This window comes from Embleya sp. NBC_00896 (assembly GCF_045207785.1).
In the GTDB taxonomy this organism is placed as follows: domain Bacteria; phylum Actinomycetota; class Actinomycetes; order Streptomycetales; family Streptomycetaceae; genus Embleya.
This window is the reverse complement of the sequence record NZ_CP108777.1, coordinates 460,812-480,110: the sequence shown is the minus strand read 5'-3', so window position 1 is coordinate 480,110 and position 19,299 is coordinate 460,812. Positions and strand designations below refer to the sequence as shown.

The window sequence follows — 19,299 nt, the reverse complement described above, 5'->3', positions numbered from 1 at the left end:
CAGCGTGGTCCCTTGACACATGTGTCATCGCGAATGCTGGTAGGTGTCATTCTTTCTGGACGCATGATGCCAACCCGACTATGGTGATGCCGGATCAGGATGTAACAGCGAGATCTTGGACGGCGCCTCTGCATCCCGCCCTCGATGCCCGAAGCAACCCGTCAGCCAGTCGGGGCGCCCCCCTGGGCAATCGCATCTTCGGTGACTTCGGGATGCGGCCGACCCCACGATGGAGTAAAGAGAATGCCTGACTCTCGGGACCAGAAGCTGACCCAGAACGCCCCCTATTCCGGGCCCACTCCCGAGCAGCATGCACCGGTCGTGGATAAAGGGAGCAACCTCACTCCGGCCGAGCGTGGCCTGATCCAGGGAGAGTGGAACGACACCGGACGGCCGGTTGAATCGGTTACGTTGCCGGAATTGTTCCAGGCACAGGTGGAGCGCACCCCCGAGGCGCTGGCCTTGGCCTTCGAAGACGACGAGTTGTCGTATGCGCAGCTCAATACCGATGCCAATCAGCTTGCCAGGCTACTGCTCGACCGGGGTGTCGGACCGGAGTCAGTAGTGGCGGTGGCGGTGCCGCGCTCGGTGGAGTTGGTGGTTGCGCTGCTGGCGGTGCACAAGGCAGGTGCTGCCTATTTGCCGCTGGACACGGACTATCCGGCTGCGCGGCTTGCGTTCATGCTCGGTGACGCGCAGCCGACGTGCGTATTGACGACGAGTGCTGTGGCTCTGCCGCATTCGGCCGTGCCGCGAGTGCTGCTGGATGTGCCGGAGCTACCCGGGGGCTATGCCGGCCACGACCTCCCCCCCGCACCGGCTCCGGGGAACCCTGCGTATGTGATCTACACTTCCGGGTCCACTGGACGTCCCAAAGGGGTGGTGATCCCGCACTCCGGCATTGTCAATCGACTGTTGTGGATGCAGAACGAGTACGGATTGACCGCCGGGGACCGGGTGTTGCAGAAGACTCCGTCGAGCTTCGATGTCTCGGTTCCGGAGTTCTTCTGGCCGCTGGTCACTGGTGCTGCGCTGGTGGTGGCCAAACCTGGGGGGCACCGTGACCCGGCCTACCTGGCCCGGCTGATCCAGTCCCAGCAGGTCACCACGGCGCACTTTGTGCCCTCGATGTTGCAAGTCTTCCTGGGCGAGCCGACCGCCGCCCAATGCACCAGCTTGCGACTGGTGATGTGCAGCGGAGAAGCCCTACCAGCCAACCTGGCGGAGCGGTTCCACCAGGCGTTCGACGCCCGCTTGTACAACCTGTACGGACCCACTGAAGCCTCGGTCGAAGTGAGCTTTACGGAGTCTCTGCCCAATCGTTCCTATGGATCGGTTCTGCTTCCGATCGGCCGACCGGTGTGGAACACCCGGCTGTATGTACTGGACGCGGCTATGGAGCCGGTGGCCCCGGGCGTGCCGGGGGAACTTTATCTCGCGGGCGTTCAGCTGGCTCGTGGTTATCTGAATCGTGCGGGGCTGACTGCGGAGCGTTTTGTGGCTGATCCGTTCGGGCCTGTGGGTGCCCGGATGTATCGCACGGGTGATCTGGTCCGGTGGACGCGGGACGGGGAGCTGGACTTCATCGGTCGGGTTGATGAGCAGGTGAAGATCCGTGGGTTCCGTGTCGAGCTCGGTGAGATCGAGGCTGTGCTCGCCGCGGATCCGGTGCTGGCTCAGGTCAAAGCGGTGGTGCGCGAGGATCGGCCGGGTGACAAGCGCCTGGTCGCGTATGTGGTTGCTGTTCCCGGCGCGATGCCGGATCCGGAGGGGATACGCAGCGCGCTGTCCGGCACTCTGCCGGAGTACATGGTGCCCTCCGCGGTGGTGGTGCTGGATGTGCTGCCGTTGACTCCGAACGGGAAGCTGGACCGTAAGGCGCTTCCGGTTCCGGATTTCGCGGGTGAGGTTTCGGGTGGTCGTCCTCGTACGCCGCGGGAGGAGATCCTGTGTGGTCTGTTCGCCGACATCCTGGGCCTGGACGCGGTTGGGATCCACGACAACTTCTTCCACCTGGGTGGTCATTCCCTGCTGGCGACCCGGCTGGTCAACCGCGTCCGCACCGCGTTGGGTGTGGAGCTGGGGGTTGGCGGGTTGTTTGAGGCGCCGACCGTGGCCGGGGTGGCGGCGGTCCTGTCCTCGGGCGGCGGGGGGCCTGTGCGTCCGGAGCTGGTGGCGGCGGGCGACCGCGGACTGCAGGGCCCGTTGTCCTACGCTCAGCGGCGTTTGTGGTTCCTGGCGCAGCTGGAGGGGCCCAGTCCCACCTACAACATCCCGCTGGCGTTGCGCCTCACCGGTGATGTCGATGCCCGCGCTTTGGGAGTTGCGTTGGGTGATGTGGTGGGTCGGCATGAGAGTTTGCGGACGGTTTTCCGGGTGGTTGACGGGGAGCCGGTGCAGGTGGTCCTGCCTCCCGGTCGGGCCCGAGTGGACCTGACGGTGGTGGATGTCGCGCCCGCGGCGTTGCGGGACGCTCTCACGGCCGCTTCCCACCAGCCGTTTGACCTCGCCGAGGATCTGCCCATGCGCGCGTGGCTGTTCGAGGTCGGTCCTGAGGAGCACGTGCTGCTGCTGATGATGCATCACATCACCGCCGACGGCTGGTCGATGGGGCCGCTGGGCCGTGATTTGGGTGCTGCGTATGCTGCCCGGCTGGACGGCCGGGCGCCGGAATGGTCCGCGCTGCCGGTGCAGTACGCCGACTACGCCCTGTGGCAGCGCGAGCTGCTCGGCGACGAGAACGACCCGGACAGTGTCGCCGGCCGCCAGCTCGACTACTGGCGTGAAGCGCTGGCGGGTGTTCCGGAGGAGCTGGAACTGCCCCGGGACCGTCCCCGCCCAGCAGTACCCAGCCACCAGGGCGACGTGGTGACCACCGATATCAGTGCCTCACTTCACCGCAGGCTGGCAGCGGTGTCCCTGGAGTCCAGGTCGACGTTGTTCATGGTGGTGCAGGCGGGTCTTTCGGCGTTGCTGACCCGGCTCGGAGCCGGTACCGACATCCCCATCGGCTCGGTGGTCGCCGGCCGCACCGACGAGGCCATGGACGACTTGGTCGGGTTCTTCGTCAACACCCTGGTCCTGCGGGTCGATACTTCCGGCAATCCGTCCTTCCGTGAGCTTGTGGAGCGGGTCCGGGACACGGACCTGGCCGCCTATACGCACCAAGACCTGCCCTTCGACCGCCTCGTCGAAGCCCTCAACCCCACCCGCACCCGCGCCAGCCACCCCCTCTTCCAGATCGCACTCGTCCTGCAAAACAACGCAGCGGCCGAGTTCGCGCTGGGAGAGGCTGTCACGGTCAGCGAAGCACAGGCCCTCCTTCCCGGCACACAGTTCGACCTCTGCCTCAACCTCCACGAGCTCTTTAACGAGGCGGATGGCAGGCCGACGGGACTGCGCATCGCCTTCGAGTACGCCACCGATCTGTTCGACCGTGCGACGGTTGAGACGTTGGCCGCCCGCTTCGTGCAGCTGCTCGATCAAGCCACGATCCGCCCGGACCTGCCGATCAGCAACGCCGAGATCCTCACCCCAGGTGAGCGCGGACTGCTCCTGCAGGAGTGGAACGACACCGGGCGGCCCGTTGAGGTGGTCACGTTGCCCGAGTTGGTCCAGGCGCAGGTGGCGCGCACTCCCGAGGCCCCGGCGTTGGTCTTCGAAGATGACGAGTTGTCGTACGCGCAGCTCAATGAGCGTGCGAACCGTCTCGCTCACCGGCTGGTGGCTCTGGGTGTCGGTGGTGAGTCGGCGGTGGCGGTGCTGCTGGAGCGGTCCGTCGATGTTGTGGTGTCGACGCTGGCGATCGTCAAGGCCGGTGGTGTGTATGTTCCTCTGTCTGCCGGGTATCCGGCCGAGCGTATTCGTCTGGTCATGCGGGACACCCGCGCGGGCATCCTGCTCGTCGACCCGCAAGGTCTCAGTCATCCGGCAACCACCGCGGCCCGTGAACTAGGCGTCGCCGTCGTCGTGGTCGAGGGTGAAGCGGGTCTGGAGGACCAGCCCACCACCAATCCCGTTATGGCCGTCCACCCCGACCAGCTGGCCTGCGTGTTCTACACCTCCGGGTCCACCGGTACTCCCAAGGGGGTGGCGGTGACCCATCACAACGTGGTCACTTTCGCCGCTGACCACCACTGGCAGGACGCCTCACAGGACCGCGTACTGTTCCACTCCGCGCATGCCTTCGACGCGTCCACCTACGAGATCTGGGTTCCCCTGCTCAACGGTGACCAGATCGTCGTCGCGCCGCCCGGCGCTCTGGACGCCCAGGCCTACGCACGAATCATCACCGAGCACAAGGTAACCAGCGCCTATGTCACCACTTCCCTGTTCAACCTGATGGCCGAGGAAATCCCTGACGCGCTCGGCCACCTCTCCGAAGTGGTAACGGGCGGCGAGGCGGCCTCACCCCACGCGATGCGCCGGACCCTCCAGCACAGCCCGCACCTCAAACTCATGAATGTGTATGGGCCGACCGAGTGCACCACCATTGCCACCTGGACCCAGGTCGCCTCCGTACCCGACGACAGCGCGACGGTGTCCATCGGCAGGCCGATGGACAACACCCGGGTCTACGTCCTGGACGGGTATCTGCGGCCGGTCCCGGTCGGGGTGATCGGTGAGTTGTACATCGCCGGCAGTGGTCAGGCTCGTGGTTATCTGAATCGTGCGGGGCTGACTGCGGAGCGTTTCGTGGCTGATCCGTTCGGGCCTGTGGGTGCCCGGATGTATCGCACGGGGGATCTGGTCCGCTGGACCGCTGACGGGAACCTGGACTTCATCGACCGGGTCGACGGACAAGTGAAGATCCGTGGGTTCCGTGTCGAACTCGGTGAGATCGAGGCCGCACTCACCGCCGATCCCACTGTCGGCCAGGTCACCGTCATCGCCCGCGAGGATCGGCCGGGTGACAAGCGCCTGGTCGCGTATGTGGTTCCTGCCGCCGGCGCCGCCCCGGATCCCGCAGGGATACGCAGCGCGCTGTCCGGCACTCTGCCGGAGTACATGGTGCCCTCCGCGGTGCTGGTGCTGGATGCTCTGCCGTTGACAACGAACGGCAAGCTGGATCGCAAGGCTCTTCCCGCTCCTGACATCTCCGGTGAGGTTTCGGGTGGTCGTCCTCGTACGCCGCGGGAGGAGATCCTGTGTGGTCTGTTCGCCGACATCCTGGGCCTGGACGCGGTTGGGATCCACGACAACTTCTTCCACCTGGGTGGTCATTCCCTGCTGGCGACCCGGCTGGTCAACCGCGTCCGCACCGCGTTGGATGTGGAGCTGGGAGTGGGCAGCCTCTTCCAGGCACCCACAGTGGCCGGGGTGGCGGCGGTCCTGTCCTCGGGCGGCGGGGGGCCTGTGCGTCCGGAGCTGGTGGCGGCGGGCGACCGCGGACTGCAGGGCCCGTTGTCCTACGCTCAGCGGCGTTTGTGGTTCCTGGCGCAGCTGGAGGGGCCCAGTCCCACCTACAACAGCCCATTGGCGTTGCGCCTCACCGGTGATGTCGATGCCCGCGCTTTGGGAGTTGCGTTGGGTGATGTGGTGGGTCGGCATGAGAGTTTGCGGACGGTTTTCCGGGTGGTTGACGGGGAGCCGGTGCAGGTGGTCCTGCCTCCCGGTCGGGCCCGAGTGGACCTGACGGTGGTGGATGTCGCGCCCGCGGCGTTGCGGGACGCTCTCACGGCCGCTTCCCACCAGCCGTTTGACCTCGCCGAGGATCTGCCCATGCGCGCGTGGCTGTTCGAGGTCGGCCCCGAGGAGCATGTGCTGCTGCTGGTCTGGCATCACATCGCGGGTGATGGCTGGTCGATGGGGCCGCTGGGCCGTGATTTGGGTGCTGCGTATGCTGCCCGGCTGGACGGCCGGGCGCCGGAATGGTCCGCGCTGCCGGTGCAGTACGCCGACTACGCCCTGTGGCAGCGCGAGCTGCTCGGCGACGAGAACGACCCGGACAGTGTCGCCGGCCGCCAGCTCGACTACTGGCGTGAAGCGCTGGCGGGTGTTCCGGAGGAGCTGGAACTGCCCCGGGACCGTCCCCGCCCAGCAGTACCCAGCCACCAGGGCAACGTGGTGACGCTGGAGATCTCCGCGGACATCCACAGGCGACTTCTCGGCGTGGCCCGGGAGAACCAGGCCACCCTCTACATGGCGGTGCAGGCGGGGTTGTCGGCGTTGCTGACCCGGCTCGGAGCCGACACCGACATCCCCATCGGCTCCGTCGTCGCCGGCCGCACCGACGAAACGCTGGACGACCTGGTCGGATTCTTCGTCAACACCCTGGTCCTGCGGGTCGATACTTCCGGCAACCCGTCCTTCCGTGAGCTTGTGGAGCGGGTCCGGGACACGGACCTGGCCGCGTATACGCACCAGGACCTGCCCTTCGACCGCCTCGTCGAAGCCCTCAACCCCACCCGCACCCGCGCCAGCCACCCCCTCTTCCAGATCGCACTCATCCTGCAGAACAACGCCGTCGCCGAGTTCATCTTCGGTGAGGGCGTCACCCTCAGCGAAGCGGAAACCCTGCTTCCTGGTGCTCAGTTCGATCTCTGCCTCAACCTCCAGGAGCGGTCCGACGAGATCGGCAGGCCGGCGGGTATCCGGGTCGACTTCGAGTACGCCACCGACTTGTTCGACCGTGGCACAGTGGAGCTGTTGGCGGATCGCTTTGTGCAGTTGCTCGATCAACTCACCGCCCGTCCGGGCCTGCCGATCAGCAGTGCCGATATCCTTACCCCGGATGAGCGTGGCCTGATCCTGAGGGAGTGGAACGACACCGCCCACCGGCTTTCTGAGGTGACCCTCCCCGGGCTCATCGCGAACCAAGCCGCCCGCACACCCGACGCCACTGCCGTCGAACACGGCGATGTCCGGCTGAGCTATAGCGCACTGGATTCCGCCGCAGAGCGACTGGCGGCGCTTCTGCGAGGACGCGGGATCGGCGTCGGCGACATCGTGGTCCTGGCTGTAGAGCCCTCCACCGACTTGGTGGTTGCCGTCTGCGCCGCCCTCAAGGCAGGTGTCGCGTTCCTGCCCGTCGACCCGAAGACTCCGCCCGCAAGGCTCCAGATGATCGTGGCCGATGCGTCACCCGCAGCCGTCCTGAGCCACCGTCGAGTGCTCGATTCCGTACGCCAAGCGGTCGTCGGACTGGACGTCCTGTGCCTGGACGATTTGCCGGCCGCAGATCCGGAGCAGAGCCCGCTGCCTGCCATCGGGCTCTGCGCCGAGAGCCTGGCCTGCGTCTTCTACACATCGGGGTCGACCGGGCGCCCGAAGGGCGTGATGTTCTCCCATGGCTCGTTGCTCAACTACACGCTGACCATGATCGACACGTTTGCGCTCACCTCGGCGGACCGCATTCTCCAAGTAGCGTCGCCTGGGTTCGACGTACTCCTCGAGGAATTGCTGCCGACCCTTGCTGCGGGAGCGGCTGTCGTGATCCCTGCAGTCTCCGTACTCGCAGCGGGTGCTGACCTCGCGGGCTATGTCGAGGAGCACGGCATCACCGGCCTTGAACTCACCACCGCCTACTGGCTCGAATGGGCCCATGAGCTGCACACCACGGGTCGCCGACTGCCCAGCGAATTCCGCTTCGTGGCCACTGGCGGCGAACGCATCCTCCCCGACCGTCTGCGGATGTGGGAGGCGCAGCCGACTGAGCTGATCCACGTCTATGGACTCACCGAGGTGTCTTGCACCTCCACGGTCTGCCGGCTCGGCACGGCTGCCGGGCGCGCGGAGACGTTTTCCGCCCCCATCGGCCGTCCGCTGTGGAACACCCGGGTGTATGTCCTGGACGGGTATCTGCGGCCGGTCCCGGTCGGGGTGATCGGTGAGTTGTACATCGCCGGCAGTGGTCAGGCTCGTGGTTATCTGAATCGTGCGGGGCTGACTGCGGAGCGTTTTGTGGCTGATCCGTTCGGGCCTGTGGGTGCCCGGATGTATCGCACGGGTGATCTGGTCCGGTGGACGCGGGACGGGGAGCTGGACTTCATCGGTCGGGTTGATGAGCAGGTGAAGATCCGTGGGTTCCGTGTCGAGCTCGGTGAGATCGAGGCTGTGCTCGCCGCGGATCCGGTGCTGGCTCAGGTCAAAGCGGTGGTGCGCGAGGATCGGCCGGGTGACAAGCGCCTGGTCGCGTATGTGGTTGCTGTTCCCGGCGCGATGCCGGATCCGGAGGGGATACGCAGCGCGCTGTCCGGCACTCTGCCGGAGTACATGGTGCCCTCCGCGGTGGTGGTGCTGGATGTGCTGCCGTTGACTCCGAACGGGAAGCTGGACCGTAAGGCGCTTCCGGTTCCGGATTTCGCGGGTGAGGTTTCGGGTGGTCGTCCTCGTACGCCGCGGGAGGAGATCCTGTGTGGTCTGTTCGCCGACATCCTGGGCCTGGACGCGGTTGGGATCCACGACAACTTCTTCCACCTGGGTGGTCATTCCCTGCTGGCGACCCGGCTGGTCAACCGCGTCCGCACCGCGTTGGGTGTGGAGCTGGGGGTTGGCGGGTTGTTTGAGGCGCCGACCGTGGCCGGGGTGGCGGCGGTCCTGTCCTCGGGCGGCGGGGGGCCTGTGCGTCCGGAGCTGGTGGCGGCGGGCGACCGCGGACTGCAGGGCCCGTTGTCCTACGCTCAGCGGCGTTTGTGGTTCCTGGCGCAGCTGGAGGGGCCCAGTCCCACCTACAACATCCCGCTGGCGTTGGGCCTCGACGGTGACATTGACGGCGGCGTTCTGCGGGCTGCGTTGGGTGATGTGGTGGGTCGGCATGAGAGTTTGCGGACGGTTTTCCGGGTGGTTGACGGGGAGCCGGTGCAGGTGGTCCTGCCTCCCGGTCGGGCCCGAGTGGACCTGACGGTGGTGGATGTCGCGCCCGCGGCGTTGCGGGACGCTCTCACGGCCGCTTCCCACCAGCCGTTTGACCTCGCCGAGGATCTGCCCATGCGCGCGTGGCTGTTCGAGGTCGGTCCTGACGAGCACGTGCTGCTGCTGATGATGCATCACATCACCGCCGACGGCTGGTCGATGGGGCCGCTGGGCCGTGATTTGGGTGCTGCGTATGCTGCCCGGCTGGACGGCCGGGCGCCGGAATGGTCCGCGCTGCCGGTGCAGTACGCCGACTACGCCCTGTGGCAGCGCGAGCTGCTCGGCGACGAGAACGACCCGGACAGTGTCGCCGGCCGCCAGCTCGACTACTGGCGTGAAGCGCTGGCGGGTGTTCCGGAGGAGCTGGAACTGCCCCGGGACCGTCCCCGCCCAGCAGTACCCAGCCACCAGGGCGACGTGGTGACGCTGGAGATCTCCGCGGACATCCACAGGCGACTTCTCGGCGTGGCCCGGGAGAACCAGGCCACCCTGTTCATGGCGGTGCAGGCGGCACTGTCCGTATTGCTGACCCGGCTCGGAGCGGGTACCGACATCCCGATCGGTTCGGCCGTGGCCGGCCGCACCGACGACGCACTGAACGACCTTGTCGGGTTCTTCGTCAACACCCTGGTGCTGCGCACCGATACTTCCGGCAATCCGTCCTTCCGTGAGCTTGTGGAGCGGGTCCGGGACACGGACCTGGCCGCGTATACGCACCAGGACCTGCCCTTCGACCGCCTCGTCGAAGCCCTCAACCCCACCCGCACCCGCGCCAGCCACCCCCTCTTCCAGGTCGCACTGGCCTACGAGGACACGGCTGACGTGCATCTCGGGATCGATGGGCTCGAGTCCGAAGTGCTGCATGCCGAGTTCCGGGTGGCCAAGTTCGACCTGACTTTCGCGGTCCTCGAGCGCCGGGCTGAGGACGGGAGCGCGAGGGGAATCGATCTCACGGTTGAGTACGCCACCGATTTGTTCGACCGTGCGACCGTCGAGACGTTGACCGATCGTTTTGTGGAGTTGCTGGATCAGGTCACTGCTCGTCCGGGTCTGCCGATCGGCAGTGCGGAGGTTCTCACTGCGGGTGAGCGTTGGCTGATTCTGGGGGAGTGGATTGATACTGCGGTCCCGGTGTCCGGGCGTGGTCTGGGTGAGGTGTTCGAGGCGCGGGTGGCGGTGGTTCCGGATGCGGTCGCGGCGGTCAGTGATGCCGAGCGGCTGACTTACCGGGAGCTCAATGAGCGTGCGAACCGTCTCGCTCACCGGCTGGTGGCCCTGGGTGTCGGTGGTGAGTCGGCGGTGGCGGTGCTGCTGGAGCGGTCCGTCGATGTTGTGGTGTCGACGCTGGCGATCGTCAAGGCCGGTGGTGTGTATGTTCCTCTGTCTGCCGGGTATCCGGCCGAGCGTATTCGTCTGGTCATGCGGGACACCCGCGCGGGCATCCTGCTCGTCGACCCGCAAGGTCTCAGTCATCCGGCAACCACCGCGGCCCGTGAACTAGGCGTCGCCGTCGTCGTGGTCGAGGGTGAAGCGGGTCTGGAGGACCAGCCCACCACCAATCCCGTTATGGCCGTCCACCCCGACCAGCTGGCCTGCGTGTTCTACACCTCCGGGTCCACCGGTACTCCCAAGGGGGTGGCGGTGACCCATCACAACGTGGTCACTTTCGCCGCTGACCATCACTGGCAGGACGCCTCACAGGACCGCGTACTGTTCCACTCCGCGCATGCCTTCGACGCGTCCACCTACGAGATCTGGGTTCCCCTGCTCAACGGTGACCAGATCGTCGTCGCGCCGCCCGGCGCTCTGGACGCCCAGGCCTACGCACGAATCATCACCGAGCACAAGGTAACCAGCGCGGTCATTACCACTTCCCTGTTCAACCTGATGGCCGAGGAAATCCCTGACGCGCTCGGCCACCTCTCCGAAGTGGTAACGGGCGGCGAGGCGGCCTCACCCCACGCGATGCGCCGGACCCTCCAGCACAGCCCGCACCTCAAACTCATGAATGTGTATGGGCCGACCGAGTGCACCACCATTGCCACCTGGACCCAGGTCGCCTCCGTACCCGACGACAGCGCGACGGTGTCCATCGGCAGGCCGATGGACAACACCCGGGTCTACGTCCTGGACGGGTATCTGCGGCCGGTCCCGGTCGGGGTGATCGGTGAGTTGTACATCGCCGGCAGTGGTCAGGCTCGTGGTTATCTGAATCGTGCGGGGCTGACTGCGGAGCGTTTCGTGGCTGATCCGTTCGGGCCTGTGGGTGCCCGGATGTATCGCACGGGGGATCTGGTCCGCTGGACCGCTGACGGGAACCTGGACTTCATCGACCGGGTCGACGGACAAGTGAAGATCCGTGGGTTCCGTGTCGAACTCGGTGAGATCGAGGCCGCACTCACCGCCGATCCCACTGTCGGCCAGGTCACCGTCATCGCCCGCGAGGATCGGCCGGGTGACAAGCGCCTGGTCGCGTATGTGGTTGCTGTTCCCGGCGCGATGCCGGATCCGGAGGGGATGCGCGCTGTGCTGTCCGGCACTCTGCCGGAGTACATGGTGCCCTCCGCGGTGGTGGTGCTGGATGTGCTGCCGTTGACTCCGAACGGGAAGCTGGACCGTAAGGCGCTTCCGGTTCCGGATTTCGCGGGTGAGGTTTCGGGTGGTCGTCCTCGTACGCCGCGGGAGGAGATCCTGTGTGGTCTGTTCGCCGACATCCTGGGCCTGGACGCGGTTGGGATCCACGACAACTTCTTCCACCTGGGTGGTCATTCCCTGCTGGCGACCCGGCTGGTCAACCGCGTCCGCACGGTTTTGGGTGTGGAGTTGGGGGTTGGCGGGTTGTTTGAGGCGCCGACCGTGGCCGGGGTGGCGGCGGTCCTGCTGGCCGACTCGGAGCCCGGCGAAGGCGCGCCCAGCCGTATTCGCACCCCCTCTCCCCGGCCGGTCCTCCGACCGAGGGACAGGAGCTGAGCACCTTCGCACACCGCGACCGGACTGCCCCACCCGCACCAGGGCAGTGACCGACCTGTGTCCTCGCCGGTCCGGTGCTCTTCCCTTCCCGAACTGCGCTCATCTGCGGCCCCCCTATGCGCCCGAGGCCGCTCTCTCCAGGAGACAGATCCGATGACGGTCCCGCTTTCCTTCGCGCAACAACGCCTGTGGTTCCTGCACCGCCTCGAAGGCCCGAGCCCCACCTACAACCTTCCGCTCACACTGCGGCTGACTGGCAAGCTCGACCGGGAGGCCCTGACCGGTGCTCTGGCCGATGTGGTCAGCCGGCACGAGATCCTGCGTACGGTCTACCGGGAGGTGGACGCCGAACCCGCCCAGGTGATTCTCGCCCCCGAGGACGCCTACCCCGAGTTGACCGTCGTCGAGGTGGCCGCCGAGGACCACTTGGCGTCCGCGTTGGAGAAGACGGCGGGCTACTGCTTCGATCTCGCCGAGGAGCTGCCCATTCGGGCATGGTTGTTCGAGCTCGGTCCTGAGGAGCACGTGCTGCTGCTGATGATGCATCACATCACCGCCGACGGCTGGTCGATGGGGCCGCTGAGCCGTGATCTGGGTGCTGCGTATGCTGCCCGGCTGGACGGCCGGGCGCCGGAATGGTCCGCGCTGCCGGTGCAGTACGCCGACTACGCCCTGTGGCAGCGCGAGCTGCTCGGCGACGAGAACGACCCGGACAGTGTCGCCGGCCGCCAGCTCGACTACTGGCGTGAAGCGCTGGCCGGTATGCCGGAAGAACTGGCGATATTCACTGACCACCCGCGGCCCCCGGTCTTCGGCTACCGCGGTGAGACGATCAGGTTCGAGATCGACACCGATAGCCACAGCAGGCTGCTCGACCTCGGCCGGCAGACCGGTGCCACGCTGTCCATGTTGGTCCAGGCCGCTGTGTCGGTGCTGCTGACCCGGCTCGGTGCGGGCACCGACATCCCGATTGGTTCGGTGGCGGCCGGCCGCACCGACGAAGCCCTCGACGACCTGATCGGCTTCTTCGCCAACACCCTCGTCCTACGGGCCGACACCTCCGGCGACCCCACCTTCCGCCAACTCCTCGCACGGGTTCGGGACACCGCCCTGGCCGCCTATGACCACCAGGATCTGCCCTTCGACCGCCTGGTCGAGGCTCTCAACCCGACACGGTCGCTCTCCCGCCACCCTCTCTTCCAGACGATGGTGGAGCTGCAGAACAACGAGGCCGCGAACTTCGGATTCGGAGGTCTTCAAGTTTCTGCCGAGGACATCCGGGCCGGCATCGCCCAGTTCGACCTGTCGATCACGTTCAACGAGAAGTACGGCGCGGACGGCGCCCCGTACGGCATGTCCGGCTCCCTCGAATACAGCACCGACCTCTGGGCGGAGGCCACGGCCCGTACGATGGCCGGCTACTTGGCCGCGCTCTTCTCCGCTGTGGCGGCCGATCCTGATCTGGCGATCAGCCGCACGGAATTCCTTGCCGAGTCCGAGCGTGCCCGGGTTCTGCGGGACGGGCAGGGCCATGCCGATGAGATTCCGTCGGCGAGCATAACGGAGCTGTTCCGAGCACAGGCCGAGCGGACACCGGATGCGGCCGCGGTGGTCTTCGCCGGGGTGCCGGTCTCGTATCGCGAACTCGATACGCGGTCGGACGCTCTTGCTCGTCGGCTGGTCGCCTCGGGGGTTGCCCCGGAGAGCAGGGTCGGGATTCTCCAGCAGCGGTCGGTCGACCTGATGGTCTCGATCCTGGCCGTCCTCAAGGCCGGGGCCGTCTACGCGCCGCTGGATGTGCGCTCGCCGGTGAGGCGGATGGCCGCCGTCCTGGCGGATACCGACGCTTCGGTGCTGCTGACCGACCGTGCGATGCAGGGCCACGAGATCGTCACCTCGCTGCCCGCCACCATTGTGCAGATCTTGGTCGTGGACGGGTCGCAGCCGGTCCCGACCGCGGACGACCGTCCGTACTCGGGGGCCCCGGGGATCAGGGTGCATCCTGAGCAGCTCGCCTACGTGATGTACACCTCCGGGTCGACCGGCACTCCCAAGGGCATAGGCATCACCCACCGGGACGTGGTCGCGTTCGCGCTGGACCAGTGCTGGCGCGACGCCGACCACAGGATCCTCCTGCACTCCCCGGTCGCTTTCGACGCCTCGACGTACGAACTGTGGGTACCGCTGCTCACCGGCGGCCGGATCGTCGTTGCCCCGCCCGGTGACCTCGACACACACGAGCTCGCAGCACTCATCCGTGAGCAGGAACTCACCAGTGTCCTGCTCACCGCCGGCCTGTTCCGGGTCATCGCCGAGGAAGCCCCGGAGACCTTCGTCGGGCTTCGGGAAGTTCTCACCGGTGGCGATGTGATTCCGGTGACAGCGGTGCAGCGGGTCCTGGACAGATGCCCCGCCACGGTGGTCAGGCCGACCTACGGTCCGACGGAGACCACATTGTTCGCGACCCAGCATGTGCTCCGGGCGCCACACCGGGTGGGCCGTACGGTTCCGATGGGGCGGCCGATGGACAACATGCAGGCGTATGTTCTGGACGCCGCTCTGCAGTTGGTGCCGACCGGTGCGACCGGCGAGCTGTATGTGGCGGGTGCCGGACTGGCGCGTGGCTACCTGGGGTTGCCGGGTCTGACGGCCGGGCGCTTTGTAGCCGGTCCGTACGGTGCACCAGGGTCGCGGATGTACCGCACCGGAGATCTCGTCCGCTGGGCGCCCGACGGCATGCTGGAGTTCGTCGGCAGGGTCGACGAACAGGTGAAGATCCGCGGGTTCCGTATCGAGCCCGGCGAGATCGAGTCCGTGCTGGGGCGGCACGAGGGCCTGGCCCAGGTCGCGGTCGTGGTCCGCGAGGACCGGCCCGGCGACAAGCGGCTGGTCGCCTACGTGGTGGCGGCCACCGGTGCTGACGCCCCTCGGTCGGAGTCGCTGTGCGACACTGTCGCGGCTGTGCTGCCCGACTACATGATCCCCTCCGCCTTCGTCGTCCTCAACGCCCTGCCGCTCACCCAGAACGGCAAGCTCGACCGACAGGCCCTGCCCGCCCCCGAGCGCACGGGCACCGAGGGCCGAGGACCGCGTACTCCGCAGGAGGAGATCCTGTGTGAGATCTTCGCGCAGGTACTTGGACTGGCCCGGGTCGGTGTCGATGACAGCTTCTTCGGTCTCGGCGGTCACTCCCTGCTCGGCACCCGCATGGTCAGCCGGATTCGAACCGTGCTGGGTGCCGAGTTGGGCATCCGCGATCTTTTCGAGGCGCCGACGGTGGCCGCTCTGGCAGCCAGGATCGACCGGTCGGCGGCCACCGGGACCGCCGTCCGCCCGGCCGTCTCCCGAGCGCAGCGTCCGCAAGTGCTGCCGCTCTCTTACGCACAGCGGCGGCTGTGGTTCATGCACCGGCTGGAGGGCCCCAGCGCCGTCTACAACCTGCCACTCATGCTGCGGCTGTCCGGGAATCTCGACCGGTCCGCTCTGGATGCCGCGCTGGCCGATGTGGCGGACCGCCACGAGGTTCTTCGGACGGTCCTGCGCGAGGTCGACGGCGAGCCGCGCCAGGTCATCCTGCCCAGAGCACCCATCGAACTGACCGCATGGTGTGTCAGGGAGGAGGAGCTGACAGCAGCGGCCGAGGCGGCGTCCCACCAGCCGTTCGATCTCGCCGAGGAACTGCCCATTCGGGCATGGTTGTTCGAGCTCGGCCCTGAGGAGCATGTGCTGCTGCTGGTCCTGCATCACATCGCCGCCGACGGCTCGTCGATGGGGCCGCTGGGACAGGACCTCACCGCCGCTTATGCGGCCCGGCTGGAGGACAGGGAGCCGCACTGGGCCGCTTTGCCGGTGCAGTATGCCGACTACGCGCTGTGGCAGCGCGAACTGCTCGGTGACGAGAGGGACCCGGGCAGCGTCGCCGGCCGTCAACTCGACTACTGGCGCGAGACCCTGGCAGGTGTTCCGGAGGAGCTGGAACTGCCCCGGGACCGTCCCCGTCCGGCGGTACCCAGCCACCAGGGCGACTCGGTGGCGCTGAAGGTATGCGCGGACACTCACCGGCGGCTGCTCGGCCTGGCCAGGGAGAGTCAGGCCACACTGTTCATGGTGGTGCAGGCGGGTCTTTCGGCGTTGCTGACCAGACTCGGAGCCGGTACCGACATCCCCATCGGCTCGGCGGTCGCAGGCCGCACCGATGAAGCCCTGGACGACCTGGTCGGGTTCTTCGTCAACACCCTGGTGCTGCGCACCGACACCTCCGGCAACCCAACCTTCCACGACCTCCTGAAACGGGTCCGGGACACGGACCTGGCCGCCTACGCCCACCAGGATCTGCCCTTCGACCGCCTCGTCGAAGCCCTCAACCCCACCCGTTCGCTGGCTCGCAACCCCCTCTTCCAGATCACGCTCATCCTGCACAACCAGAACGCCGAGTTCGGGATGGCCGGGCTACATGTCCGCAATGAGAACCTGGGCGCGTACGTGGCCCAGTTCGACCTCCAGTTCCACCTGGACGAGCGGTACGACGCGGACGGATCAGCGGCCGGCCTCCAAGGCGGCATCATGTTCAGCACGGACCTCTTCGAGCGGGAGACCGTCGAGACCCTGGCCACGAGACTGGTCCGGCTGCTGGACATCGTCGCCGCCGACCCCGGTCTGCCCATCAGCGGCGTGGACCCGCTGTCGGAGCAGGAGCGCGACCTGGTCCTCAAGACGTGGAACGGCCCTCGGCGGCAGGTACCCGACTGGACTCTGGCGCAGATCTTCGAAGCCCGCGCGGCTGGTCGGCTCGATGCCGTGGCCGTCTGCGCGGGCAGTACGACGCTGACGTATACCGAGCTGAACACCCGGGCCAACCGCCTTGCCCACCGATTGTCGGGCCTGGGTATCGGTCCCGACCGGACCGTCGCCACCCTGCTGGAGCGCTCGGCCGACGTGGTCGTCACCACCCTGGCCGTCATCAAGGCGGGCGGCACCTACGTGCCGCTGTCGTCCGGCTACCCGGTCGAGCGGATGCGCTTCGTCATGGACGGCACCCAAGCGTCCGTGCTGGTGGTCGATACTTCGACGCGCGGCCACGAGTTGGTAGAGCAGGCGCGGCAGAGCGCTACCCGGATCCTCGACCTGGACGATCCGACCTTGGACGACGAGTCGTCGGCCAACCTCGACGTGACCGTGCACCCGGACCACCTGGCCTACATCATTTACACCTCCGGCTCGACCGGGGCTCCCAAGGGAGTGGGGATCACTCACCGCAACATCGCCGATCTGGCCGCCGATGCGTGCTGGTCCGGCGGCGCACAGCAATGCGTCCTGATGCATGCTCCGCACGCCTTCGATGCCTCGACGTACGAGCTGTGGGTGCCGCTGCTCACGGGGGGCAGGGTCGTTGTGGCGCCCGGCGGCTCCCTGGACACGCGGGAGTACGCCCGGGTCATCACCGAGTACGGTGTGACCTCGGCCTTGTTTACCCCGGTGCTTTTCAATCTGATGGCAGAGGAGGAGCCGCAGGCCCTCGGACGCATGCGGCAGGTGTGGACCGGTGGCGACAACGTGCCGGTCAGCGCCGTGCAGCGGGCCATCGACATGTGCCCTGATACCCAGATCGTGGCCACCTATGGTCCGACTGAGACCTCGGTGATCTGCTCCTGGCACCCCATGCGTGCTCCGCACCAGGTCGGCCGGTCGGTGCCCATCGGCCGCGCCATGGACAACACCCGCTTGTACGTGCTCGACGAACGGCTCGCTCCGGTGCCGGTCGGTGTCCCCGGGGAGCTGTACATCGGCGGACCGGGCCTGGCCCGCGGGTACATCGGCCGACCGGACCTGACCGCGAGCCGGTTCGTCGCTGACCCGTTCACCCACGAGTGCGGCGCCCGTATGTACCGCAGCGGCGATATCGTGCGGTGGGCCGACGAGGGCGTGCTGGAATTCGTCGGCCGGGCCGACGGCCAGGTCAAGGTCCGGGGCTTTCGTATCGAACTCGGCGAGATCGAGTCGGCGTTGGCCCAGGACACCGGGCTGGTCCAGGTCGCGGCCGTGGTCCGAGAGGACCGCCCGGGCGATCGGCGACTCACCGCTTACCTCGTCCCCGCCCAGGGGGTGAGTGTGGATGTCGCCGCTGTCCGCGAACGGATCGCGGCTGCGTTGCCCGAGTACATGATCCCTTCGGCCTTCGTTCTCCTCGACACCCTGCCGCAGACGCCCAACGGCAAGCTGGACCGCAAGGCACTTCCCGCACCGGCAGCCGACAGCACACGTGGCCGGGAGCCGCGTAACCCCACGGAAAGGGTTCTCTGCGGCCTGTTCGCCGACGTCCTCGGCCTGGAACGGGTCAATATCGACGACAACTTCTTCAACCTCGGCGGGCACTCGCTGCTCGCTACCCGGCTGGTCAACCGCATCCGCGGTGCCATCAACGCGGACATGGCGGTCGGCACCCTGTTCGCCGCTCCCACGGTGGCCGCTCTCTCCGGCGCCATCGACGCCGGGACCGATGCAGTCGCCGCCGGTCCCGCTCAGGAGACCGACGGCGCGTTGGAGACCGTCCTCGCACTGCGGCCGTCTGGAGACGGCACCCCTCTCTTCTGCGTCCACCCCGGTGGGGGCATGGGCTGGTGCTATGCCGGGCTCACCCGGTACGTGGACGCCGGTACTCCCGTCTACGCCTTCCAGTCCCGCGGCTTGGCCCGGCCCGTCCGGCTCCCCTGCAGTGTGGAGGAGATCGCGGTCGACTACCTCGAGGAGATTCGCCGGATCCAACCCAGTGGTCCGTACCAGCTGGCCGGCTGGTCGTTCGGCGGCGCGGTCGCCCACGCCATCGCGACCGACCTGCGGGCAGCAGGGGAGGAGGTCGCTCTGCTGGCTCTCCTCGACGCCTATCCCGGTGGCGCCAACGGCGAGTACGAGGTGATGAACGCCCGGGATGTGCTTCAGCTGGCCTTCGACGGAGTGGACGTGCTCGAAGGGACCGCCGACGCCGGTGGAAAGGTGACTCCGGCCCGCGTCCTGGAACTCCTGCGGAAGCGTGGCAGCGTCCTGTCCGGACTGGACGAGCGTGCCGTCGCCGCACTGATGGAGGTAACGGTCAACAACGTCCGGCTGATGGGCGAGTTCACCCCGAAGCGGTACGACGGCCGGATCCTCCTGTTCCAGGCCGGGCGGGAGAAGCACCTGGACGCCCGGGGCGCCGCCCGCCTCTGGGCTCCCTATGCCGCCGGCCTGGAGCACCACCTCCTGGACTCCACGCATGCCGACATGACACGGCCCGAGGCGCTTGCCGTGATCGGTCCCGTCCTGGCGCGGCGCATCGCGGAGGCAGCTGAAGCCGCAAAGGGTACCTCCGGCAGCCCCGCCGTCCCCGTCCCACCCGCCCCAGCCTGGAGCGACCAGGCGCCGACCGGCGCCGCGGGCCGCTGACCCTCGCGCATTGCTGCACATCGGACTGGCGCGGCACGCCCGCTCCCACCGCTCAAG

At 67.4% G+C, this 19,299-nt stretch carries 1 protein-coding gene and 1 pseudogene; both read left to right on the top strand.

Annotated elements, in window-relative coordinates; all coding sequences use genetic code 11:
- The first annotated feature begins 243 nt into the window (after window positions 1-243).
- Entirely contained in the window at window positions 244-11,823 is an 11,580-nt protein-coding gene (locus OG928_RS35330; RefSeq protein ID WP_331766073.1) for an amino acid adenylation domain-containing protein, read from the top strand.
- Between the two features lie 150 nt (window positions 11,824-11,973).
- Window positions 11,974-19,242 (top strand): annotated as a pseudogene (locus OG928_RS35325) (amino acid adenylation domain-containing protein); the annotation flags it as partial.
- Window positions 19,243-19,299: the final 57 nt, after the last annotated feature.